At 38.8% G+C, this 22,564-nt stretch carries 22 protein-coding genes and 3 tRNA genes; 18 read left to right on the top strand and 7 right to left on the bottom strand.

Going from position 1 to position 22,564, the window contains the following annotated elements; translation table 11 throughout:
- Positions 1 to 13 precede the first annotated feature (13 nt).
- The 3 genes from ruvX to recN all read right to left on the bottom strand — a co-directional run bounded on the left by ruvX (position 14) and on the right by recN (position 2,780).
- A complete protein-coding gene (gene ruvX, locus B9T35_RS01455; protein ID WP_086189353.1) occupies positions 14 to 457 on the bottom strand; it encodes a Holliday junction resolvase RuvX in 444 nt (147 codons plus the stop codon).
- Positions 450 to 1,004 carry a YqgE/AlgH family protein gene (locus tag B9T35_RS01450; protein WP_086189352.1) on the bottom strand — a complete coding sequence of 185 codons (555 nt, stop codon included), beginning with the start codon at positions 1,002 to 1,004 and terminating at the stop codon, positions 450 to 452. The genes ruvX and B9T35_RS01450 overlap by 8 nt, the downstream gene beginning before the upstream one ends.
- A 114-nt stretch (positions 1,005 to 1,118) precedes the next feature.
- Positions 1,119 to 2,780, bottom strand: a complete 1,662-nt coding sequence (gene recN / locus B9T35_RS01445; protein ID WP_086189351.1) for a DNA repair protein RecN — start codon at positions 2,778 to 2,780, stop codon at positions 1,119 to 1,121.
- A gap of 114 nt (positions 2,781 to 2,894) precedes the next feature.
- Here recN and B9T35_RS01440 point away from each other — a divergent pair, with 114 nt between their 5' ends.
- From B9T35_RS01440 to B9T35_RS01425, 4 genes are all read left to right on the top strand, one after another.
- Positions 2,895 to 4,208 carry a tetratricopeptide repeat protein gene (locus tag B9T35_RS01440; RefSeq protein WP_086189350.1) on the top strand — a complete coding sequence of 438 codons (1,314 nt, stop codon included), beginning with the start codon at positions 2,895 to 2,897 and terminating at the stop codon, positions 4,206 to 4,208.
- A 71-nt stretch (positions 4,209 to 4,279) separates the two neighbouring features.
- A complete protein-coding gene (locus B9T35_RS01435; RefSeq protein WP_086189349.1) occupies positions 4,280 to 4,603 on the top strand; it encodes a pyrimidine/purine nucleoside phosphorylase in 324 nt (107 codons plus the stop codon).
- A 130-nt stretch (positions 4,604 to 4,733) separates the two neighbouring features.
- Entirely contained in the window at positions 4,734 to 5,483 is a 750-nt protein-coding gene (gene rlmB / locus B9T35_RS01430; RefSeq protein ID WP_086189348.1) for a 23S rRNA (guanosine(2251)-2'-O)-methyltransferase RlmB, read from the top strand.
- A 204-nt stretch (positions 5,484 to 5,687) separates the two neighbouring features.
- Positions 5,688 to 6,605, top strand: a complete 918-nt coding sequence (locus B9T35_RS01425; RefSeq protein WP_086189347.1) for a DMT family transporter — start codon at positions 5,688 to 5,690, stop codon at positions 6,603 to 6,605.
- Positions 6,606 to 6,696: 91 nt separating this feature from the next.
- Here the strand turns inward: B9T35_RS01425 and coaE are convergent, their stop codons facing one another.
- From coaE to pilB, 4 genes are read right to left on the bottom strand one after another with little or no spacing between them, the layout of a single operon-like run.
- Positions 6,697 to 7,299, bottom strand: a complete 603-nt coding sequence (coaE, locus tag B9T35_RS01420; protein WP_086189346.1) for a dephospho-CoA kinase — start codon at positions 7,297 to 7,299, stop codon at positions 6,697 to 6,699.
- 41 nt (positions 7,300 to 7,340) lie between these two features.
- Positions 7,341 to 8,201 (bottom strand): prepilin peptidase, encoded by an 861-nt coding sequence (locus B9T35_RS01415; RefSeq protein WP_086189345.1) that lies wholly within the window; start codon positions 8,199 to 8,201, stop codon positions 7,341 to 7,343.
- Positions 8,201 to 9,427, bottom strand: a complete 1,227-nt coding sequence (locus B9T35_RS01410; RefSeq protein WP_086189344.1) for a type II secretion system F family protein — start codon at positions 9,425 to 9,427, stop codon at positions 8,201 to 8,203. Before B9T35_RS01410 ends, B9T35_RS01415 begins: the two co-directional genes overlap by 1 nt.
- Positions 9,428 to 9,453: 26 nt before the next feature.
- Entirely contained in the window at positions 9,454 to 11,169 is a 1,716-nt protein-coding gene (gene pilB / locus B9T35_RS01405) for a type IV-A pilus assembly ATPase PilB (protein ID WP_086189343.1), read from the bottom strand.
- Positions 11,170 to 11,435: 266 nt separating this feature from the next.
- Here pilB and tpiA point away from each other — a divergent pair, with 266 nt between their 5' ends.
- The 14 genes from tpiA to B9T35_RS01335 all read left to right on the top strand — a co-directional run bounded on the left by tpiA (position 11,436) and on the right by B9T35_RS01335 (position 22,540).
- The gene (gene tpiA, locus B9T35_RS01400) at positions 11,436 to 12,230 is read left to right on the top strand and encodes a triose-phosphate isomerase (protein WP_086189342.1); all 795 of its coding nucleotides are present in this window, start codon (positions 11,436 to 11,438) and stop codon (positions 12,228 to 12,230) included.
- A gap of 9 nt (positions 12,231 to 12,239) precedes the next feature.
- Entirely contained in the window at positions 12,240 to 12,572 is a 333-nt protein-coding gene (gene secG / locus B9T35_RS01395) for a preprotein translocase subunit SecG (RefSeq protein ID WP_086189341.1), read from the top strand.
- Positions 12,573 to 12,628: 56 nt separating this feature from the next.
- Positions 12,629 to 12,713: transfer RNA gene (locus tag B9T35_RS01390), tRNA-Leu, on the top strand.
- 45 nt (positions 12,714 to 12,758) lie between these two features.
- Positions 12,759 to 12,835: transfer RNA gene (locus B9T35_RS01385), tRNA-Met, on the top strand.
- 89 nt (positions 12,836 to 12,924) lie between these two features.
- A tRNA-Met gene (locus B9T35_RS01380) sits at positions 12,925 to 13,001 on the top strand.
- Positions 13,002 to 13,226: 225 nt separating this feature from the next.
- A complete protein-coding gene (gene rimP, locus B9T35_RS01375) occupies positions 13,227 to 13,751 on the top strand; it encodes a ribosome maturation factor RimP (RefSeq protein ID WP_086189340.1) in 525 nt (174 codons plus the stop codon).
- 35 nt (positions 13,752 to 13,786) lie between these two features.
- Positions 13,787 to 15,271: a transcription termination factor NusA gene (gene nusA, locus B9T35_RS01370; RefSeq protein WP_086189339.1), complete on the top strand. Its 1,485-nt coding sequence runs from the start codon at positions 13,787 to 13,789 to the stop codon at positions 15,269 to 15,271.
- Positions 15,272 to 15,281: 10 nt separating this feature from the next.
- A complete protein-coding gene (gene infB, locus B9T35_RS01365; protein WP_086189338.1) occupies positions 15,282 to 17,987 on the top strand; it encodes a translation initiation factor IF-2 in 2,706 nt (901 codons plus the stop codon).
- Positions 17,987 to 18,379 (top strand): ribosome-binding factor A, encoded by a 393-nt coding sequence (locus B9T35_RS01360; RefSeq protein WP_086189337.1) that lies wholly within the window; start codon positions 17,987 to 17,989, stop codon positions 18,377 to 18,379. The genes infB and B9T35_RS01360 overlap by 1 nt, the downstream gene beginning before the upstream one ends.
- Positions 18,380 to 18,767: 388 nt before the next feature.
- Complete coding sequence (locus tag B9T35_RS01355; protein ID WP_086189336.1) at positions 18,768 to 19,358, top strand: LemA family protein; 591 nt, start codon at positions 18,768 to 18,770, stop codon at positions 19,356 to 19,358.
- Between the two features lie 38 nt (positions 19,359 to 19,396).
- Entirely contained in the window at positions 19,397 to 20,545 is a 1,149-nt protein-coding gene (locus B9T35_RS01350) for a TPM domain-containing protein (RefSeq protein WP_086189335.1), read from the top strand.
- Positions 20,539 to 21,099: a TPM domain-containing protein gene (locus B9T35_RS01345; RefSeq protein WP_086189334.1), complete on the top strand. Its 561-nt coding sequence runs from the start codon at positions 20,539 to 20,541 to the stop codon at positions 21,097 to 21,099. Before B9T35_RS01350 ends, B9T35_RS01345 begins: the two co-directional genes overlap by 7 nt.
- 203 nt (positions 21,100 to 21,302) lie before the next feature.
- Complete coding sequence (locus tag B9T35_RS01340) at positions 21,303 to 21,833, top strand: pilin (protein WP_086189333.1); 531 nt, start codon at positions 21,303 to 21,305, stop codon at positions 21,831 to 21,833.
- 176 nt (positions 21,834 to 22,009) lie between these two features.
- Positions 22,010 to 22,540 carry a pilin gene (locus B9T35_RS01335; protein ID WP_086189332.1) on the top strand — a complete coding sequence of 177 codons (531 nt, stop codon included), beginning with the start codon at positions 22,010 to 22,012 and terminating at the stop codon, positions 22,538 to 22,540.
- Positions 22,541 to 22,564 lie beyond the last annotated feature (24 nt).

Raw genomic sequence — 22,564 nt, 5'->3', positions numbered from 1 at the left:
TTTGCATTAGTCTTTAAGGGGTTAAACCTTCAGGGTTACGATACCAACTTTCAATAAATAAAGCAGCAGCAATACTATCAGCAGATAGTTTTTTAGCTCTGCCTTGCGCTTGATAATGATCTAATTCATCACGAGCTTCACGAGTGGTCAAACGCTCATCCACCATTAATGTTTCTATGTTGGTCTGATGGCGCAAGCGTCGTGCAAATTTACGTGAACGTGTTGATAGTTCAGATTCAGAATCATCCATATTCAGCGGCAGGCCAATTAAAAATAAATTAGGCTGATGTTGTTTGACTATTTTTAACAGCTCATCCCAATTGGGAATCCCATCTTTCATTGGGAAAAGTGCTAAAGGCGTTGCACTTTCAATGAGTGAAGAGCCTACAGCCATCCCCATTTTTTGTGTACCAAAGTCAAAAGCAAGAATAAGTTGTGGTTGTGATAAATCAGGCATGTCCAATCTCAGAAGATAACCAAGTGCGATCAACCCCTATTTTACGATATGCAGCATCCCAACGGTCGTCATAAGGCAAATTAAAAATTAAATCCATATCTGAGTCACAGATGAGCCAATCACCCCGAGAAATTTCTTGTTCTAATTGGTTTTTGCTCCAACTTGCATAACCCAACGCAACTTGATAGCGACCCACACCTTGATTTTGGGCAATCGCATCGAGAATGTCTTTACTGGTGGTGATACAGACATTTTCACCAATTGCAATAGAGGAATGCCATGTTGGTTGACCTGTATGCAATACAAAGCCTGCTTCAGGACGGAGAGGTCCACCTTGTAAAACATCATGCGGATTCACATTGTCCGCTTCAATGTCTAAATCATTTAGTAGTTCTTTGATTTGCAAACCTGAAGGACGATTAATAATAATCCCTTGCGCACCATCCGCATCATGTCGTGCCAAATAGATAAGACTATTGGCAAAAAAATCATCCGCCAAATCGGGTGGGGCAATGAGACAACGATGCATCAAGTATTGTTTGGTCACCTAGGCACTTCTCCTAAAATACATATCCGTCTGCTAATTAAATTTAGCATCTGTTTATCAACATACTGGACGAAATGAAATTCACCAAATGTTTTTTAAAATTCAATACATATTTTAATTATGCTGAAATTTGAGTTGTCGTAATTGTTTGGCATGTTGCAATGTCGTTTCACTAATTTCGACACCCCCTGTCATACGCGCCAGCTCTAAAATTCGTTGATCTTCTTCTAAGTTCAAAATCGTACTGCTTGCTGGATCTGTTTGCTGTTTCTTCACCAAGAGATGCTGATCAGATTGTGCTGCAACTTGGGCTTGATGGGTAATACATAAAATTTGGACGTGCTGACCTAAGCCTGTGAGTAATCGACCGACAATTTCAGCAGTTCCACCACTGATGCCAACGTCAATTTCATCAAAGACCAAAACTTCAGATTCAGTTTTTTCAGCATTCATCACTTGCATAACTAATGCAATTCGCGATAACTCACCACCCGATGCCACACGTGCTAACGGTTGTGCAGGAATACCTTTATTGGCTGTGAATAGCAGTTGAATAAAGCTAAAGCCTTCTGCTGAAACCTGTTCTAAAGGTTCAAATTTAAATTCAAAATATGCCTCAGGTAGTGCAAGCATTTTCACTTGTTCTGTGAGTTGAGTTGCCAAAGGAATAGCAGCTTCACGTCGAATATTATCTAAATGTTGTGCTTTTTCTAAAAAGACTTGATGTGAAAGTTCAACTTGTTCAGCCAGCGTTTCTGGATCTTCAAGTTGATGTAACTGTTCTAATTCTTGTTGCCACAATTCATATTGTTCTTTTAATAATTCAGGTTGGCTACGATATTTGCGTGCTAGACGATGAAAAATTTCGAGTTGTGAATTTAACTCATCCATACGATCTGGATCGAAACTTTGACGATCAATAAATTGGCGTAAATTTGCTGTTGCGTCTTCTAATTCACTTTGTGCATTCAATAATGACGTATAAATTTCAGAAAGTAGATCACTTCGACCTGCGTGTGACTCTAAACGACGGATAATAGACGCAATTTCTTGGGAAATATTTTGTTCTGATTCATCCAAAGCATTGATGCTATAACTACAGTCTTGCATGATATGTTCATGATGGCTTAAACGATCAAACTCTTGCTCAATGTCTTTATAATCAATCCGAACAATATCCTCAAGCTCTTCTAATTGTAATTTAAGCGTATCGATGCGTTGGATACGATTGGTTTGAGCATCAATCGCGGCTTGATGCATCCGAATATTTTTTTGCCACGTGCTATAAGCATCTCGAACATCTTGTGCAGGCTGGGCAAAATTACTATAACGATCTAACCAATGTTTAGGATAAGGCGGTTCTAACAGTTGTTGTTGACTGTGTTGGCTATACAGTTGAACCAGTAAACGGCCAATTTCTTTCAGTTCAGAAAGGCTGCTTGGACGACCATTAATCCAGGCTTTGCTACGACCTGTAGCAAAAATAACACGACGTAAATGGATTTCACCTGATTCATCATCTAGTTCATGGTTTTTCAACCATTCAGCTTCGGCACTTTTTTCTTTGTAACTAAATATAGCGGTGATATCTGCTTTTTCAGAACCATAGCGAACATAGTTGGTATCCGTACGTTCTCCTAAGCAAGCTGACAGTGCATCTAGAAGCAATGATTTACCTGCACCTGTCTCACCTGTGAGGACATTAAAGCCTTGTTCAATGTCGATGGCTAGGTTATCGGCTAAAGCAAAATTGATCAGATTTAAGTGTGTCAGCATAAATGCATCCAAGCCGCGAACAGTGAGGTTCTAAGATAGTGAAGTTTTGTTTTTGTCTCAAGTCAGAAAATATTCTAATATGAAGTTATTTTTAGCATTCTAAATAATTTTAATATGAAAATGAAACTTCCTTTACCTAAACCTCCTATAAATAATCAAATTAATCAGAAAAATATTGCACAACTGAACCAAAAGTTAAACCAACTCTCAGGACAGTTTAAAGCTGCAACAGCAAAAGGTGCATTTGAAGAGGCACATAAGGCTGTATCTCAAGTGTTAAAACTAGTACCCAACCATGTTGTTGCAATGATGGACTTGGCTTATACAGAACTGCGTTTAGGACGTTATGACGATGCCTATAAGCACTATCATCAGGTGATTAAACTCAATCCGAAAGCAACTGATACCAATGTTTATGATGGATTGGCTGAGGTCTGCCATTATTTGGGTAAAAAAGATGAATTAAGACAATATGGCGCTGCTGCACTCAACAGTAAAAAACAGCAAGTTGAAAGCCAAATCATTTTAAAAATCATTACTGAGCAGCCACCACATTTTAATCCTGAGAATCCATCAGAAAATATTATTGCCTTTTCTTTGTTTGGGGCAAATCCACGTTACTGTGAAACCTCTGTGATTAATGTAGATTTGGCGAAAGAAATTTATCCTGAATGGATTTGTCGCTTTTATGTGGATGAAAGTGTTCCACAATCTGTGCGTACTCGTTTGCAAGACAAAGGGGCACAAGTAATTTTGGTGAATGAAGAGCAAAAGAAAATTTCAGGTTTATTTTGGCGTTTTTTTGTGATGGATGATGCATCGGTGAAACGCTTTTTAATTCGCGATGCGGATTCATTGGTATCTTATCGTGAAAAAGCAGCTGTAGATGAGTGGCTAAAGAGTGATAAATGGTTTCATACCATGCATGACTATTATTCACATACCGAGCTGATTTTGGCAGGCATGTGGGGCGGTTGTCATGGTGTATTTCATTTACTTGAGCCGATGATTGATCAATACCTTAAAGCAGGAAACTATTTAAATACACGTGTTGCTGATCAGCATTTTCTTCGCTTTTGTATTTGGCCAACGGTGAGGCAAAGTGTTTTATTGCATGACAGTCAGGGCTTCGATGTAGACGCTCAAGATTTTCCTGATTATCAGCAAAAAATGGAGCATGAACACTATGCTCAATTTCATGTGGGGATGAATGAAGGTTCTTCGATGATTGTTGCAGAAGTTAAATCGCATCCAAACCAAAAAGCGCATTGGACTTTGGTCGATGAGCAAGGGCAGGAAGTTTGTAAATATGAGCAAGTCGTAAATGACGCAGGTCAACTACAGATTGATATGCCTCGGAAATATGCAGAATATCTGAAACAAAAAACATGGAAAATACAAGTCAATCCAATTGAAAACATAGATTGATTAGTTCGCCGAGCGCAATTAAACTACTGCAAACATAATTCCTATAAATGCGCATTATCTGGAGAATACGCATGTCATCACAGTTTGATCATGTATCAGTGATAAAAAAATCGAATGTCTATTTTGGCGGTTCATGCATTAGTCATACTGTTCAATTTGAAGATGGAACGAAAAAAACCTTAGGGGTAATTCTTCCAACGGAACAAGCATTAACATTTGAAACGCATGTACCTGAACGTATGGAAATTATTTCAGGTGAATGCCGTGTAAAAATTGCAGATAGTGAAGAAGCTGAATTGTTTCGTGCAGGGCAATCATTCTATGTCCCTGGTAACAGCAAGTTTAAAATCGAAACCGATGACGTTTTAGACTATGTTTGCCATTTAGAAGGTTAATCGGCTTGAATTGATTTAGGCAAAGAATTTTTAACCTAAATCAGTTAAACTAAAGTACTAATGAAATCCTGTAAAGTTGGCTTTGCAGGATTTTTCTTTTCTATCATGAAATTAAGAACAGAGGTCGTTCATGGCTAAACCCGAATATTATTATGGCGTTCATTCAGTTGAGTCATTATTGGAGCTAGAACCTGAACGTGTACTGACTTTATTTACTTTAAAAGGTCGCGAAGATCAGCGTTTAAAACGTATTTTAGAGTTGTCTGCACCATTTGGTATTAGTGTGCAACAAGCAAGTCGTGATAGCTTAGAAAAATTGGCAGGTTTACCGTTTCACCAAGGAGTGGTTGCCGCAGTGCGTGCACATCCCGTTCTAAGTGAAAAAGATTTAGATGATTTGATCAGCAGTAAAGATAATGTGTTTTTATTGGCACTTGATCAAGTGACAGATCCACATAATCTAGGTGCTTGTATTCGTACAGCCGCAGCGATGGGTGTGGATGCTGTGGTTGTACCTCGCGACCGTGCTGCAGGTTTGACTCCAACTGCACGTAAAGTTGCGGCGGGTGGTGCTGAAAAAGTTAAATTTATCCAAGTGACCAATTTGGCGCGTACATTGGGTCAAATTCAAGATAACTTTAATGTCCGTGTGATTGGTACGATGCTAGATGAAAAAGCATTGCCTTTACAGGAATGTGATTTCACTGGGCCGATTATGATTGTGATGGGTGCGGAAGACACTGGCTTACGTCCAATTACGCAGTCTAAATGCGACCAAACGGTTTATATTCCAATGGCTGGAAATTTACAAAGCTTAAATGTAAGTGTAGCTGCAGGTATGACGTTGTATGAAGCATGTCGTCAACGTAATAGTCACTAATCCTATTTCAAAGCTTTTTATATGAGTGACCATAGACATCTTGCATAAGGATTAACGACCACTTTATTTTTTCTGCTAAGGAAAATAAAGTCGCTTTAGGCAAGAAGTGTATGATTTCTATTTTGATTAGATAATCAAATGATGTAGATGATATATAAAATGTTAATTTATACATTAAAGTTTAATTAGTACCTGAGAATGATCATGATGACCTCCCGCACGCAAGGCTATGTTTATATAGCAATTACCATGTGTATCTGGGGAGGTTTCACGATTACATCGCGTTTAAATGCATTATGGCATATTAGCGCATGGGACATTACAGCATTACGTTTTACATTGGCATTCTGTATTTTAATGCCGATTCTGATTTATAAAAAAGACACGGCATTTTTATGGGCTAAACAACCTTTTATTTTGGCAATGATTGGTGGTATCGCATATTGTCTAACGTCCTATAGTGCATTCCATTATGTTCCTGCTGCTCATGCGGCTATTTTTTTGAATGGTTGTATCCCACTGTGTACTGCGCTTGCAGGCTTTTTCTTATTTAAGCAACCTTTTGATAAGCATACATGGTTAAGCTTAAGCATTATGCTCAGTTCAATTGCTGTGATGAGCTATCTCATGTATCAGGCAACAGGTGTGGCCTTTGGTTTTGGTGATCTGTTATTTTTTATCAGTGCGATGTGGTGGGGGATTTTTACCGTATTATTGAAACAATGGAAATTGTCGGCTTGGCATTCTATGGCAGGGGTTGCGATTTGGTCAGCCATGATTTATGTGCCGTTTTATCTACTATTTTTACCTAAACATTTAGATCAAGTCACCATGCCCCATTTAGTGATGCAGACCATCTTCCATGGTGTATTTGTCGTCATTATTGCGACACTGGCTTATATCGAGGCAATTAAACGTTTAGGTGCATTTAAGACAGGGAGTATTGTGACTTTAGCGCCCTTTATTGCTGCCATTATTGCAGTGCCACTATTGGGTGAGCCACTAAGCCTTGCAATTGTATGTGGTTTGGTTGGCATGGCGATAGGTGCTTTACAGCCTTGGCGTTGGTTTGGTCGTAAAGATCCACTTCAAGCGAGTCTAGATCAACAAAAGAAAAATTGAATATTTAATTTTTTAAAAATCCTTCTAAATTTATATTTTTCAAAGACAAATAAAGCGTTTTACTTATGGAAAATGCTTAATTAAATAGTAATTAACTTAATTCACTTTGCGCTAAATATTTTAAATGTAAAGCCTTAAGCTGTTCATAAAGATGATCTAAGTGACCATCATTGAGTAGTGTATCATTGGCCAAAGCTTGTTTTTTTGAGCGTGACATTTGAGCTAAAATAATTTTTTGAATCTGTTCTATATTTTGCCCATCACGTTTAGATGCGCGATGTATTTGTAATTCTTCTGAAGCATCGATCAGGAGAGTGCGATTGGTGAGCTCATGTTGATTGGTTTCAAATAATAACGGTGAAACCAAAATCACATAAGGGCTTGTTGAAGCGTTTAATTGCGCAACAATTGATGTGCGAATAGTAGGGTGGGTAATATCTTCAAGCTGTTTTCGGGCAGATGGATCTTTGAATATCTGTTCACGTAAAGCGGAACGATTGAGTTCGCCATTTTCGAGTAAAACCCAATCACCAAAAGTATTCCTAATTTGTGTTAAAGCAGGTTGTCCTTTTTCTACAACTTCTCTTGCAACAATATCAGCATCAACAACTTGAATTCCTTGGTTTTCAAACCATTGGCTCGCAGCAGATTTACCACTGCCAATACCGCCTGTTAAACCTAAAATAAATGTCATATTGATATCCAAGTTGTTGCAGAAAAATTGTGATAAATGTTTTAACCGCCCAAATATACTTTCATGATTTTTTCACCCCAAATAAAAGCAATCCATCCTGCAATGGCAATATAAGGACCAAATGCAAAGGGCTGATTTTCTTTACGTATTTTGAGTAAAATAATACCAATGATTGCACCAACTAAAGAAGAAAGTAACACAATCAACGGAAGCATTAGTGGTCCCATCCAAGCACCGAGGGCAGCGAGCAACTTAAAGTCGCCATAGCCCATGCCTTCTTTACCTGTAACAATCTTAAAAAGGTAATACACAATCCATAGGCAAAGGAAGCCAATCACATAGCCCCAAATTGCAGATACAGGTGACGTATAGACACTGAATGTATTCACAGCTAAACCAATAGCTGCGAGGGTCAGTGTAAAACGATCTGGTAAAAGCTGTGTATCAAAATCAATAAAGGTGAGTGCAATGAGCATCCAAGTCAGAATTAGCCCAAAGAGCATTTGAACAGTTGCGCCAAAAGTTGCCACTATCACTAAAGAACAGAGGGTTGTCAGTATTTCAATAAACGGGTAGCGGAAACTAATTGGGTTTTGGCATGTCCCACATTTCCCTTTTAAAGATAACCAACTGATGACAGGGATATTCTGATACCAACGAATAGGCTCTTTACATTTGGGACACGTTGAAACAGGTCGGCTTAAGCTGAGTTTTTCCTGATCAATAATGGCTTGTTCAGGATGGAGTAGGAATTGGCATTCTTGTTGCCATTCTTGTTCCATCATTTTGGGTGTTCTAAAAATCACAACATTGAGGAAGCTACCAATACATAAACTGATCATACCTACTGCGAAATAAAGTGCGGTAGGGGAATCGATAAAATATGAAATAAGATCGTGCATTAAACAACGGAACCCATTTGGAAGATTGGAAGATACATGGCAATAACAAGACCACCCACGAGAACACCTAATACAGCCATGATCAAAGGCTCCATCATTGATGTTAGGCCATCAACTGCATTGTCCACTTCACTTTCAAAGTGAGTAGCAACTTTATCCAACATGGCATCCAGTGAGCCAGACTCTTCACCAATAGCCACCATTTGCACAGCCATTGAAGGGAATTTATTGGTTGCACGCATCGCAAACTGTAATTGTTGACCTGTTGCAACATCATCACGAATTTTCATCACAGCAGTTTCATACACCACATTATTGGTTGCGCCAGCCGTAGATTCAAGCGCATCAATAAGTGGAACACCCGCAGCAAAAGTCGTCGCAAGGGTTCGGCTATACCGCGCAATAATGGCTTTATAAACAAGATCACCAAAAATAGGCAGTTTTAATGCCAATTTATCCAAAGTATCTCTAAATTTTTTACTACGTTTTTTTGCTTCCATAAAAGCAGTAATAATAATTCCAATGACTAAAATGAGAATAAACCAATATTTTTGCATCCAAGTAGACATATTCACGACCATTTTGGTGAAAGCAGGCAGCTCTGCACCAAAGGAGCTAAAAACACTTTCAAACACTGGAACAACTTTGACCATTAAAATAATTGTTACAATAAGTGCCACTGCTATTACTGCCATCGGATATTTCATGGCTTTTTTAATCTTTTGTCTTAAAATTTCACTTTTTTCTTTATAAATTGCAACACGATCGAGCATGGTTTCAAGTGCACCTGATTGTTCACCTGATTCAACCAATGAACAAAAAAGATTATCAAAATGCTGGGGATATTTTTTCAGTGCACCGGCAAAGGTATTCCCCCCTTCGACTTCACCTTTAATACCTAAAACGACTTCACGCATTGATGGATTATCTAAACCTTCTGCAACAATTTCAAAGCTTTGTACTAAAGGAACACCTGCTTTCATCATTGTGGCTAATTGACGCGTAAAAATAGTAATGTCTAATGTGGACACTTTCTTTTTCATTAAGCCTTCAAGAATGTTTTTACGCTTTTCTCGAATGCTGTTAATGGTAATGCCTTGCTTTCTTAAAGATACCTTCGCCAAAGCCATATTACGTGCTGGCATTTCACCTTTAATTTTAACCCCTTTACGATCTACCCCGTCATAAGCAAATGTCGGCATCATTTGAGCTTTTTTGATTGCCATAACCTTAATCCTTTTTTGTATTTTCTTTATTCACTGGTCACGCGGTTAATTTCTTGCAATGACGTTAACCCATTAATGACTTTGATTAATCCAGAACGTCTCAGATTATTAAACCCCGATCTTTCAGATGCCGCTGCAATTTGTAATGCATTGCCATCTTCCATAATAATTTTAGAAATTTCTGGTGTTACTTTCATCACCTCATAAATACCAACACGACCTTTATAGCCTTCTCGACATTCACTACAGCCGACTGGTTGAAATATCTGTAATTCAGGATTGGCTAAATCCTGTTCAGTAAAGCCCATTTCTAACAGACTTTGCTTTGGAATATCAACTGGAACTTTACAATGACCACATAATCGACGTGCTAGTCGCTGTGCAATCACCAAATTAACTGAGGTTGCAATGTTAAATGACGGCACGCCCATATTTCTGAGTCGCGTTAATGTCTCTGGAGCACTGTTGGTGTGTAGTGTTGATAAAACCATATGACCTGTTTGTGCTGCTTTGATTGCGATCTCAGCAGTTTCTAAGTCTCGAATCTCCCCGACCATAATAATATCAGGATCTTGGCGTAAAAATGACTTTAATGCGGCTGAGAAGGTTAATCCAACTTTCTGATTCACGTTGACTTGGTTAATACCTTCTAAGTTAATCTCGACGGGATCTTCAGCGGTCGAAATATTTGAACTCTCAGTATTGAGAATGTTTAAACCTGTATATAGGGATACGGTTTTCCCTGAACCTGTTGGACCTGTAATAAGGAGCATTCCTTGAGGTTTGTCCAAGGCATCCATAAATAATTGCTTTTGCGCAGGTTCATAACCTAAGGCATCAATCCCCAACATCGCACTGGATGGATCTAAAATACGTAAAACGAGCTTTTCACCAAAAAGGGTGGGGAGTGAGTTCACACGAAAATCAATCGCTTTAGTTTTTGAGATTTTAAGTTTAATACGCCCATCTTGTGGAACACGTTTTTCAGAAATATCCATTTGAGACATCACTTTTAAACGTGAGGCTAAACGATTTGCCAACTGTAAAGGAGGATTGGTAATTTGACGTAATACTCCATCTACACGATAACGAACACGATAAGATTTTTCGTAAGGCTCAAAATGCAGATCTGAAGCCCCCATACGAATGGCATCGATTAAAAGCTTATTGATATATTTAACAATTGGTGCTTCTTCTTCAGCAGATTGGGAATCCTCGCTTTCTTCAGAAATAGGATCATCTGTGGTCATGATGTCAACATCAAAATCATCATCACCGAAATCAAAATTTTCTTCTGCTGTAAAATACTTTTGTAATATTTTTTTTAATTTATCGTGTTCAACAATAATCGGTTCAATATTTAATTTGCTGTTAAAGCGAATGGCATCTAATGCTTCAATATGGGTTGGATCGCTGGTTGCCACATAAAGAATATTGCCACGATGAACCAATGGAAGTACATCATGTTTGCTAAATAGGCTGTTATCCACAATTTCTTTAGGGAAAAGCTGAGGATCATAAGCATCTAAATCGAAAAGTGGTTCCCCAAATTCAATCGAAATCATTTCTGCGATTGCTAAAGGCTTTATGTTTAAAGTTTCTACAAGATAAGCAACCGTATTGATTTTATTTTTTTTTGCTTTTTCGATCGCATCTTGCATTTGTTGAGTTGATAAAAGCCCTTCGTCAACCAAGCGACGAATATAACCTGAAAAACGTGGTGAATTTTGTTGCGTAGACATCCCCAATACACCTTAAATTTATTTTATAATTGGAATCTGAAAATTATACGGCTCTGAGCAAAAATATCCATAATTAAAGTACTTTATGTTGAAGGATATTTCATCAATAACATGAACTAATTGTAATTATAGTGTCGATTATTGACCTACTCATAGATTTACTCTGTTTTTCATTCCATCTAAAAAACAATGTGCTTATATAAAATATTCTGTGAATGAATAAATTCCGTGTAGAATGTGCGCATTTTCGATAAAAGGTTAGATGTATGTCGGGTTCGACTATTATTCCTTGGGTTGTCGGCAATTGGAAAATGAACCCAATGCAGGCTAACGCGCAACAACTGATTCAAGATTTAAAACAACACTTATTGCAAGAAGTTGTTTCTGAGCACGATTGTCATATCGGTATAGCGCCAATATCAATTGCTTTACTCTCAGTTAAAACACAGTTAGATGATGCTTCTGTGAAAATTGCTACAGTTGCACAGGATGTTTCACGTATGGCTGGAACAGGGGCTTATACTGGAGAGGTTAGTGCAGATTTACTCGTTGATAGTGGAATTCAGTTTGTATTAATCGGTCATTCTGAACGTCGTGAGATTTTTGGTGATAATCCACAAATTTTATCGGATAAAATTCATTATGCATTAAATGCCAATATGACCATTATCTACTGCGTAGGTGAAAGCCTAGAACAACGTGAAAGTGGTCAAGCTGAACAAATCGTTTTGCAACAAATTTGTGATATCGCTTCTGTTGTAAAAGCAGAGCAGTGGCACAATATTATCATTGCTTATGAGCCAATTTGGGCGATAGGTACAGGTAAAACAGCATCTCCTGATGATGCACAAACCATGCACGCGAAAATTCGTGAAGGTTTGAATCAAATTACGCCAGAAGGAAATCGTATTGCGATTTTATATGGTGGTAGTGTTAAAGCAGAGAATGCAGTAGAGTTGGCGGCTTGCGCTGATATTAATGGAGCATTGGTTGGAGGTGCGTCATTAAATGCTACATCTTTTCATCAAATTGCTCTAGCATTTGCAAAACAAAATAAATAGGAGTTCAGCATGCATAGTTTTGTGCTGGTAGTACATATCATTTTAGCTGTATTGATGATTGTGTTGATTCTTGTACAACACGGTAAAGGTGCAGATGCAGGTGCTTCTTTCGGTGGTGGCAGTGCGGCAACGGTATTTGGTGCATCTGGCTCAGCAAGTTTTCTGACACGCTTAACTGCAATACTGACAGCTTTGTTTTTTGTCACCAGTTTAAGTTTGGCTGTTTTTGCCAAGAAACAGACTTCAGATGCATATGGTTTGAAAACAGTGCAGACCACAACTGCACCTGTTCAATCGAATTCGCCTGAAACTTCACCAACTGCACCAAAAACAGCAGAATAATTGAATTTTTCTCTTTCAATTTTTTGATGAAGCGCATAGAATGCCCCACACAAGCTGCGGTGGTGGTGGAATTGGTAGACACGCTACCTTGAGGTGGTAGTGCCTTCGGGCGTGGGGGTTCAAGTCCCCCCTTCCGCACCAAGATTATTAACCAGATAATTTTGGTGTACGCAGTGTATATGTTGTTGCGGGATGGAGCAGTCTGGTAGCTCGTCGGGCTCATAACCCGAAGGTCGTTGGTTCAAATCCAGCTCCCGCTACCAATTTTGATTAGGGTGCAACTTAATCAAAACGGAAAGTAAAAATTTCATTGAAGTTTATTTATTTTTTGTATATAATTTTGCAACGTTGATGCGGGATGGAGCAGTCTGGTAGCTCGTCGGGCTCATAACCCGAAGGTCGTTGGTTCAAATCCAGCTCCCGCTACCAAGTTTCTAAAAGGGCTCACAGATAGGTGGGCCTTTTTGCACAGTGGACTTTAGTTTTCTGTGCAATAATAGGGGCGTTTACGCCCTTTTTTATTGGCTATCGTGTAGTGTCGATATGAGCCGTATACGGCGAAAAGTTAAAGTGTCATGTTTCACTACTACTATGGCGTGTATGGTCTGTGTCGGTCCAGTGACCGATTAAATCGCACAAAAATGACGAGAGTAAATGAAGCTATCAAGTAAAACTCAAGCACTTCAAGACTTAATCACTCCTGCAGTGCAAGCCTGTGATGTGGAGCTTTGGGGAATCGAATTTATTCCTCAAGGTAAGCGTTCTCTGTTACGTATTTTTATCGACAAACCTATCGATGAGAATGCAACACCTGTTATAACTGAAGATGGTGAAGACGAATTGGGTCGTGGTATTGGCGTACAGGACTGTGTACGTGTGACTCAACAGGTTGGGGCAATGATGGATGTGCATGACCCAATTTCTGGTGAATACTCCCTAGAAGTCTCATCTCCTGGTTGGGATCGTCCCTTTTTCAAACTTGAACAAATGCAAGCTTTTATCGGTCAGCAAGTGGCTTTACGCTTAATTTCTGCGGTTGAAAATCGTCGTAAGTTCCAAGCGAGGTTAATTGCTGTAGACGTTGCAAATGAATTGATTCAAGTTGAAGTTGAGAAGCAACAAGTACTAGAAATCGATAGCAACAATATAGATAAAGCAAATTTGATCTATCAAGACTAAATTTAATTGATAAGAATTTGAATAGTAGGTGACTTATGGGCCGTGAAATTCTTACCGTTGCAGAGACGGTTAGTAATGAAAAAGGTGTTAGTCGTGAAGCGATCTTCGAAGCACTTGAACAAGCTTTAGTGGCTGCAACGAAGAAAAAATTCTACGAAGGCACAAATTCTGAAGAAGCTGAGCTTCGCGTGGAAATTGATCGTAAAACTGGCGAATATAGAACATTCCGTCAGTGGACAGTCGTTGCAGACGAAGATCATGAAATGCCAGCTTGCCAAGACGCTATTTCTGATTTAAACCCAGAACAATGGTCAATTGGTGATGTGCGCGAGCTTGAAGTACCATCCATTGAGTTTGGTCGTATTGCAGCGCAAATTGCAAAGCAAGTGATTGTTCAAAAAATTCGTGAAGCTGAACGTGCGTTAATTGCAGATGCTTATGAATCTAAAGTCGGTGAGCTTGTCTATGGTGAAGTTAAAAAACAAACCAAAGATGGCTTTATCATTGACTTAGGTGATAATGCAGAAGCGTATTTAGCACGTGAAGAAATGATTCCTAAAGAAATCCTTCGCCCTAAACAACGCATGAATGCGATCCTTTTCAACGTAAATCGTGAAGGTCGTGGTGCACAATTACAATTGTCACGTGCTAAACCAGACATGTTGATTGCTTTAATGAAAAAGGAAATTCCTGAAATTTCTGAAGAAATCATTGAAATTAAAGCAGCTGCGCGTCAACCAGGTGTTCGTGCTAAAATAGCCGTGAAAACCAACGATCATCGTATTGATCCTGTTGGTGCTTGTATTGGTATGCGTGGTACACGTATCCAAGCAGTACAATCAGAGTTAAATGGTGAGCGTATTGATGTTGTGGTGTGGTCGGATGATCCTGCTCAATATATCGCAAGTGCTTTAGAGCCAGCTGATGTATCGGGTATTGTGATTGATGAAGATGCACGTACAGCAGATATTATCTTTGCGACCAGTGATCAGTTGGCTCGTGCCATTGGTTCACAAGGTCAAAATGTTCGTCTTGCATCGGAATTAACGGGTTATAAACTCGATATGATGCTTGAAGATGAATATCGTGCTCGTCAACAAAGTGAAGCACAACAATATTTAGATATGTTCGTAGAACGTTTAGATATTGAAGAAGATTTAGCAATGGCATTGGTAGAAATGGGCTTTACTTCTTTAGAAGAAGTGGCTTATGTTCCTGCAGAAACATTCGATGAAATCGAATTGGATGCAGAACTTGTTGAAATGTTGCAAAGTCGTGCGAAAGAAGCTGCTTTAGCAGATGCGTTAAAACAGCAAGAAAATATTCAAGATCCAAGTGAAGAACTTCTAGCAATGGAAGGAATGACTTCAGAGATCGCTCATTCATTAGCCGCTCGCGGTGTAGTCACTGTAGATGATTTAGCTGACCAAGCAACTGACGATATCTCTGATATTGAAGGTTTAGGCGCGGAAAAAGCAGGTCAACTTATTATGAAAGCACGTGAATCATGGTTTAACTAGGAGGTAATACATGACGGATAAGTCAATTCAAGAGTTAGCAGTCAGCGTAGGGCTTCCAGTTGAAAAGCTTTTAGATCAAGTGCGTAATGCAGGTCTACCGCAGCAAAAAGCTGATGACAAAATCTCTACGGAACAGCAAAGTACCCTTGTCGATCATTTGAAGAAAATTCATGGTCAAGGCGATGGGGATGCAGGAAAAATCACGTTGAAACGTAAAACAACAAGTACTGCTAAAGTGGCAAGTACTTCTGGTAAGGCAAAAACCATTAACGTGGAAGTTCGCAAGAAGCATACGTTTACGAAACCGAATCCAGAACAGATGAAAGCTGAAGCACTTGCAAAAGCTGAAACTCAAACCAGAACACTTGCTGACTTAAAAGCACGTGAAACTGGTGATGGAAAGAAAACTGAACAACCAGAAAACAAAGCAAAAGCAACTTTAGATGCAATGCGTGCTGCGCAGAAGAAAGAAACTGCAAAAGTAACGCAAAAAGCTGAAGTTGTTGTAAAACGTCGTTCAACGAACAAGACGATTACCAAAGCTACAGTTAAAACGATTGAAACACCTGAGCAAAAACGTATACGTGAAGCAGAATCAGCGAAGTTAAAAGCGACTGAAGAAGCAGCTCGTCGTAAATCTGCTGAGGAAGCTCAACAACGTACGCTTGAGCAAATGCGTCAAATGGCAACCAAATACTCAGGTGATGAAACTGCGCCTGTGATTCGTGTTGTTGATGACTCTCCATTAGCTGCTGGTCTTGTTGGTCAGGCTTATGAAGATTCATTTGCGAAAGAAGATCGTGAAATTAAACGTGGTACGAATACGCCAAGTACACGTGCACCGAAAAAAGGTGGACGTCGTGGTCAAGAAGAGCAATCTTTCAGTCAAAACCAGCATAAACGTGGTTTAAAAACAAGCCAAGCAAACAAGCATGGATTTGAAAAACCAGTTAAAAAACAAGTTTATGATGTTGAAATTGGTGAAACGATTGTTGTTGCTGATCTTGCAGCGAAAATGGCGATTAAAGTTCGTGAAGTTATTAAATCACTCATGAAAATGGGCGAATTGGTTACTCAGAACCAAGCGATTGAACAATCGGTTGCAGCGTTAGTTGTAGAAGAAATGGGTCATAACCCAGTTCTTGTATCTGATACGCAAGCAGAAGATAACTTACTTGAAGCAGCTGAAGAAGCGCGTGGTGCTCAAACGACTCGTCCTCCAGTGGTAACAATCATGGGTCACGTTGACCATGGTAAAACATCGCTTCTTGACCGTATTCGTCGTGCGAAAGTTGCACAAGGCGAAGCGGGCGGTATTACACAGCATATTGGTGCTTATCACGTTGAAACTGAGAAAGGTATTATTACTTTCCTAGATACACCTGGGCATGCTGCATTTACTGCAATGCGTTCACGTGGTGCGAAAGCAACAGACATCGTGGTATTGGTTGTTGCAGCAGATGATGGTGTGATGCCACAAACAGCTGAAGCAATTGATCATGCACGTGCTGCGGGTACTCCAATTATTGTTGCTATCAACAAAATGGATAAAGAATCTGCTGATCCAGATCGCGTATTGAATGAATTGACCGTTAAAGAAATTGTGCCTGAACAGTGGGGCGGTGATGTACCTGTAGCCATGGTTTCTGCACATTCTGGTCAAGGTATTGATGAGCTTCTAGATTTGATTTCAATTCAAGCTGAATTGTTAGAATTGAAAGCATCTGAAGAAGGTGCTGCACAAGGTGTTGTTATTGAATCACGTGTCGATAAAGATCGTGGTGCAGTTGCTTCTATCCTTGTACAAAACGGTACATTAAAAGTGGGTGACTTAGTCCTTGCAGGCGGATCTTATGGTCGTGTTCGTGCAATCACTGATGAAAATGGTCAACGTATTAAATCTGCAGGTCCTTCAATTCCAGTTGAAATTTTAGGTCTTCCAGAAGCGCCAATGGCGGGTGATGAAGTTCTTGTTGTAAATGATGAGAAAAAAGCCCGTGAAGTTGCTGATGCACGTATTGCTCGTGAACGTGAACAACGTTTAGAGCGTCAAAGTGCAATGCGTCTTGAAAATATCATGGCGTCTATGGGCAAGAAAGATGTGCCTTATGTGAACGTTGTGTTGAAAACTGATGTACGTGGTACGTTGGAAGCATTGACTGTTGCATTGTCTGCATTATCTACAGATGAAGTTCGTGTACGTGTCATCGGTTCAGGTGTTGGTGCAATCACTGAGTCTGACGTTACACTTGCAGAATCTTCTGAAGCAGTTCTGCTCGGCTTTAACGTTCGTGCGGATACAACAGGTCGTCAAAAAGCTGATGCTGATGGCATGGATATTCGTTACTACAGCGTTATTTATGAATTAATTGATGATGTGAAAGCAGCCATGAGCGGTAAGCTTGCTCCTGAACATCGTGAAACAATTCTGGGTGTTGCGCAAGTACGTGAAGTATTCCACTCAAGTAAATTTGGTGCAGCTGCGGGCTGTATGGTTCTTGAAGGTATGCTACATCGTAATAAACCGATTCGCGTATTACGTGATGACGTGGTTGTGTTCCAAGGCGAACTTGAATCTCTTCGTCGTTATAAAGAAGTGGTTGACGAAGTTCGTGCGGGTATGGAATGTGGTCTTGCGGTTAAAGGTTATAAAGACATCAAAGTGCTTGATAAAATCGAAGTATATGATGTTCAACTGATTAAACGGAGTCTTTAATGGCGGGTAGTCAGCGTCTTAAGCGTATGGGCGATACTGTGCAACGTGAGTTGTCAGAACTGATTCGTCAAGAGCTGAAAGATCCACGCTTAGGTGGTCTTGTGACCATCTCTGCGGTGAAAGTTAGTCCAGACTTAGGTTATGCAGAAGTTTATGTCACTGTAATGGGACGTGAATTGGGTGATGATCAGAGTGAAGTGGCAAACAAAGAAACATTAGATGTATTGAATAATGCAGCTGGTTTCTTACGTCATGAACTTGGTCGTCGTATCAAGACACGTGTTACGCCGCGTTTGCGTTTCCATTATGATAAAACCAATGCGTATGGTAACTATATGTTTGGTCTGATCGCTGAGGCAGTTAAAGATTTGCCTGAGCGCAAAGATGAATAAGCATCATTGTTGATGCTAAGAAATAAAAAAAGCCACCTTCGGGTGGCTTTTTTGTGGATAAGTTTTGAATTATCCACATGTTTAATCTAAGTTTTAAATATTAGATAGTTGTGCTTTAATTCTTATATTACTTATTTCTAATCAATAAAATGAAAACGATAATTTTGAATCTTTTTTATTGATCTGGGTGCTTTACTTATAGAGAGTAAATGTTAAGACGTATGTTTTTTTCTCAATGTAATTATGTTTAAGTTTTTTGTTCTACTTGATGCATTGATAAACAATATGTTTTTGATGTTAATATCAGAAATCAAACAAAACTTCTAAAAATTCTGTTTAAAATGTTTTTAAATTAACAAATACAAATAAATACTTGAGGTTTATATTCATGAATATGATTAAAAAAGGCTTGGTCGCTATCACTCTTGCAAGTACGCTGACATTTTCAGGCTGTGGCTATAATACTTTACAAGCAAAAGATGAAGCAGTAATCGCATCTTGGTCAGAAGTGCAAAACCAATATCAACGTCGTGCAGATTTAGTGCCAAACCTTGTGAATGTTGTAAAGGGTTATGCGACACATGAAGAAAAAGTTCTAACCGAAGTGACTGAAGCACGCTCAAATGTGGCAGGTCTTAAAGTTGATAAAGAAGTATTAGAAAACCCAGAGCTATTTAAGAAATATCAAGAAGCACAGTCTCAAATGACCAGTGCATTATCACGCCTTTTGTCCGTTACTGAAAATTACCCAGATTTGAAAGCCAATGAGCAATTTAAAGATTTACAAGTCCAGCTCGAAGGTACAGAAAACCGTATAGGCGTTGCACGAAATCGTTATATTACAACGGTTCAAGATTACAATACTTATGTTCGTCAATTCCCTCAAGCCATGACTGCAAAAGTGATTGGCATGAAACCAAAACCAAACTTTAGTGCAGAAAGTGGTGCTGAAAAAGTGCCGACAGTGAACTTTAATTAATCATAAATGATTTGGCTTTTATAAAGTTGAGGTTGAGTATGCTTGATTCAAGCAACATATCAGTTTTAAGCAGAATGAAAGCAATCATCCTGATGCTTTTATTTGCATGGATTGTTGCTTTTCAATCAGTAGCTTGGGCAGAAGTCGCAACTGCTTCAGATGAGAGTGAAGATGTAGTTGTGATGGGTAAGGTACTCAATCAACAGCAAAATCCACTGAATATTCCGAATGTTTTAGGACCAAAAAATAATGGGCAAACTTCGGTAAATCAGCAAGGAACTGCTTCTTCTGATGCAAATAAAGGAAATACAGCTCAAGCACCTACAGTACAACAACCAAAAGTTGCCAATGATATGGCGGATGGCGAATCCATTCGTCAATTGCCAACGTTAAACTCACCTGTTATTGATCAAGCAAATGTTTTATCTGCAGATGATAAACAGAAATTAGAACAACAAATTCGTCATCTCTATAATCAAGGCAAAGCTCAAATTGCTGTGGTAATTGTACCGACTACAGGGCAAGAAAGTATTTTTGATTTTGCGATGAGGATTGCAGAACAATGGAAATTGGGTTCAGCAAAGCAAGATAATGGCTTACTTATTGCTGTTGCAGTAAATGACCATCGAATTCATATTGCGACAGGATATGGCTTGGAAGGTGTTTTACCTGATATTTTGGTCAACCAAATTATTAGAAATCAGATTTCACCTTATTTTAAACAAGCACAGTATGGACAAGGCATACTGGCAGGTGTGACCGAAATTGAGCGAATTTTAAATCAAGATCCCGAAATTGCTCAACAGGCTGCCGAAGCTTTAAAAGAAAAACAAGCACAAGCTTTACATGAACAACAAGCGAAAGAAAAGACTTTAAGTACAGCACTCTTTATATTAATTGCAGGTATTGTTGGATCTTTTATCCTCGGTAATCGTTTAAGTGCTTCTGTAGCAGGGGTTACTGCATTTGCTGCAGGGTTGATCTATGGCTCAGGTATTGTCATGAGCTTGGTTCTAGGTTTTGGAATATTCTTTCTGTTGATCACGTCTGTTGCCCAGCTTATTTTCCAAATGTTTCTATCAGGCGGTGGTCGTGGTGGTGGAAGCGGTGGAGGATTTGGTGGTGGCGGAGGTTATAGCGGTGGTGGCGGTGGTTTTGGTGGGGGAGGGGCATCAGGCTCATGGTAACAAAAACAGATACAACGGCAATTGTCACAGAGCCGAAATTACACGAGCATATTCAACCGAGTTTAAAACGTTGGTTTAAGCATTTTTTATACTTACCTGCATCTAAACGCTATTTTAACAAACAAGATCAACATCAAATTGTTCAAGCTGTAACACAAGCTGAACAAGGCCATGTCGGTGAAATACAAGTAGTGATAGAAGGTCATATTCCGTGTTCGCAGGCATATCATCAAAATGCACGTTTACGTGCGCAACAGTTATTTGCAGAGTTGGGTGTTTGGGACACTGAATATAATAGTGGTGTTTTGCTTTATTTGAATTTGTGTGAGCAAACAGTCGATATTGTGGTTGATCGAGGAATTCATAAAGCAACTACGCAACAAGTATGGCAAGATATTTGTAATGTGATGATTGAAGAATTAAAGCATAAAAATTACCGACAAGCGGTAATACAAGGTGTGATTGAAATTGGCGAGATTTTAAACCAATTTTATGACCATAAAGTTGAAGATACTGAGAATGAATTAACAAATAAGCCGATTATTTTAAATTGAGTTGAATATTAAGTGACAAAAAAAGTCACTTTTTTACATGAAATTACTAAAAAGTACATGTTGAAATTTAATTCTTGTAAAGCATTACATTCTCCCTAAAATGTACAGTGTTCTAGTAGATAAAAATCTTTTAAATAAAAGTTATTTATCTCTTTTAAAATCGCTGAAAAGCTATAAAAAAATTTAAAAAATTGGAGAATGTTATGAAATCAGTTCAAAAGGGTTTCACCCTTATTGAGTTAATGATCGTTGTTGCGATTATCGGTATTTTGGCTGCGATCGCACTTCCTGCTTACCAAGATTACACAATTCGTTCGCGTATTACAGAAGGTTTAACAATTGCTGGGGATATTCAAAAACAAATTGCTGGTACGGCTACCCTTGCAGATCTAACAGTTGTTCGTGATACTTGGAATGCACAATCTGATGATAAAGGTGCTCAATCAAAATATGTTGAATCTGTATTAGTTGGTGACGGTACTGGAGTTGTTACTGTAGATTACCGTCATGATATTGTTGGTATAGCTGATGGTGAAGATACACTTTTATTATCTCCATACGTTTTTTCAGGTGATACACCAGTAACTTTAGCTGCTGCTTTAGCTGCTGGTACTACTGGTTCTGTAGATTGGGCTTGTACATCTGTATCTAATGCAAATGCAACGGCTCAAGGTTTAACGGGTGCTGCGACAGGTACTTTATTAGCTAAATATGCACCATCACAGTGTCGTTAATTTAAACTAAAGAAAAAGCAGCCTCAGGGTTGCTTTTTTTGTTTTTTAAATTAGCCATTTAACAAAAAAAGTGAATATGTGACAAAGTTTTACTCGAATTTTTTTTATAAAATGATGCTGTATAAATCAAATACAATAATACGTAATAAATAATGATTATAAGGTTAGAGGCTGAAATGAGTCGTGGTTTTACGCTAATTGAATTAATGGTGGTGATGGCAATTATTGGTATTCTAGCTGCTATAACTTTACCTGCATATCAAGATTATGTGATAAGGACAAGAGTTGTTGAAGGATTAAATTTAGCGGGTAGTGCTAAAACCTCTATAGCAGCAGAAGCTATTATTACACCATTAGATTTACAAGTTGTTGCTACATCTTGGAATAAGCAAGTGAATAATCATGGTGCGCAAAGTAAATATGTAGAAAGTGTTTTGGTGAATGATCAAACAGGTGAAATAACTGTAAGTTTTAATGCAAGTTTTATTGGGATAGCAGCGACCGAAAATACTTTGATTCTGAGCCCATTTATTCGTATAAATCAGGCTCAAATTGTCAGTTTGGAAACAGCATTGAAAAATGGTGGTAATGGGACAGTAGATTGGGCTTGTTCGTCTCAAACCCAAAAAATAGCGATTCAGTATGGTATGACAGGAGCAACTTTAGGTACAATTCAAGCAAAATATGTACCTGCTGCTTGCAGATAATAAAGTATTTAAAATGTGAATTAG

The sequence above is a fragment of the Acinetobacter sp. ANC 3832 genome (assembly GCF_002135415.1).
GTDB lineage: Bacteria > Pseudomonadota > Gammaproteobacteria > Pseudomonadales > Moraxellaceae > Acinetobacter.
This window is presented reverse-complemented; position numbering and strand designations above follow the sequence as displayed.

Excerpts from the sequence above, each read along its gene's own strand:
- ruvX (WP_086189353.1), bottom strand. The coding sequence starts at position 457 with ATGCCTGATTTATCACAACCACAACTTATTCTTGCTTTTGACTTTGGT.
- recN (WP_086189351.1), bottom strand. The coding sequence starts at position 2,780 with ATGCTGACACACTTAAATCTGATCAATTTTGCTTTAGCCGATAACCTA.
- B9T35_RS01440 (WP_086189350.1), top strand. The coding sequence starts at position 2,895 with ATGAAAATGAAACTTCCTTTACCTAAACCTCCTATAAATAATCAAATT.
- B9T35_RS01435 (WP_086189349.1), top strand. The coding sequence starts at position 4,280 with ATGTCATCACAGTTTGATCATGTATCAGTGATAAAAAAATCGAATGTC.
- rlmB (WP_086189348.1), top strand. The coding sequence starts at position 4,734 with ATGGCTAAACCCGAATATTATTATGGCGTTCATTCAGTTGAGTCATTA.
- B9T35_RS01425 (WP_086189347.1), top strand. The coding sequence starts at position 5,688 with ATGATGACCTCCCGCACGCAAGGCTATGTTTATATAGCAATTACCATG.
- coaE (WP_086189346.1), bottom strand. The coding sequence starts at position 7,299 with ATGACATTTATTTTAGGTTTAACAGGCGGTATTGGCAGTGGTAAATCT.
- B9T35_RS01415 (WP_086189345.1), bottom strand. The coding sequence starts at position 8,201 with ATGCACGATCTTATTTCATATTTTATCGATTCCCCTACCGCACTTTAT.
- B9T35_RS01410 (WP_086189344.1), bottom strand. The coding sequence starts at position 9,427 with ATGGCAATCAAAAAAGCTCAAATGATGCCGACATTTGCTTATGACGGG.
- pilB (WP_086189343.1), bottom strand. The coding sequence starts at position 11,169 with ATGTCTACGCAACAAAATTCACCACGTTTTTCAGGTTATATTCGTCGC.
- tpiA (WP_086189342.1), top strand. The coding sequence starts at position 11,436 with ATGTCGGGTTCGACTATTATTCCTTGGGTTGTCGGCAATTGGAAAATG.
- secG (WP_086189341.1), top strand. The coding sequence starts at position 12,240 with ATGCATAGTTTTGTGCTGGTAGTACATATCATTTTAGCTGTATTGATG.
- rimP (WP_086189340.1), top strand. The coding sequence starts at position 13,227 with ATGAAGCTATCAAGTAAAACTCAAGCACTTCAAGACTTAATCACTCCT.
- nusA (WP_086189339.1), top strand. The coding sequence starts at position 13,787 with ATGGGCCGTGAAATTCTTACCGTTGCAGAGACGGTTAGTAATGAAAAA.
- infB (WP_086189338.1), top strand. The coding sequence starts at position 15,282 with ATGACGGATAAGTCAATTCAAGAGTTAGCAGTCAGCGTAGGGCTTCCA.
- B9T35_RS01360 (WP_086189337.1), top strand. The coding sequence starts at position 17,987 with ATGGCGGGTAGTCAGCGTCTTAAGCGTATGGGCGATACTGTGCAACGT.
- B9T35_RS01355 (WP_086189336.1), top strand. The coding sequence starts at position 18,768 with ATGAATATGATTAAAAAAGGCTTGGTCGCTATCACTCTTGCAAGTACG.
- B9T35_RS01350 (WP_086189335.1), top strand. The coding sequence starts at position 19,397 with ATGCTTGATTCAAGCAACATATCAGTTTTAAGCAGAATGAAAGCAATC.
- B9T35_RS01345 (WP_086189334.1), top strand. The coding sequence starts at position 20,539 with ATGGTAACAAAAACAGATACAACGGCAATTGTCACAGAGCCGAAATTA.
- B9T35_RS01340 (WP_086189333.1), top strand. The coding sequence starts at position 21,303 with ATGAAATCAGTTCAAAAGGGTTTCACCCTTATTGAGTTAATGATCGTT.
- B9T35_RS01335 (WP_086189332.1), top strand. The coding sequence starts at position 22,010 with ATGAGTCGTGGTTTTACGCTAATTGAATTAATGGTGGTGATGGCAATT.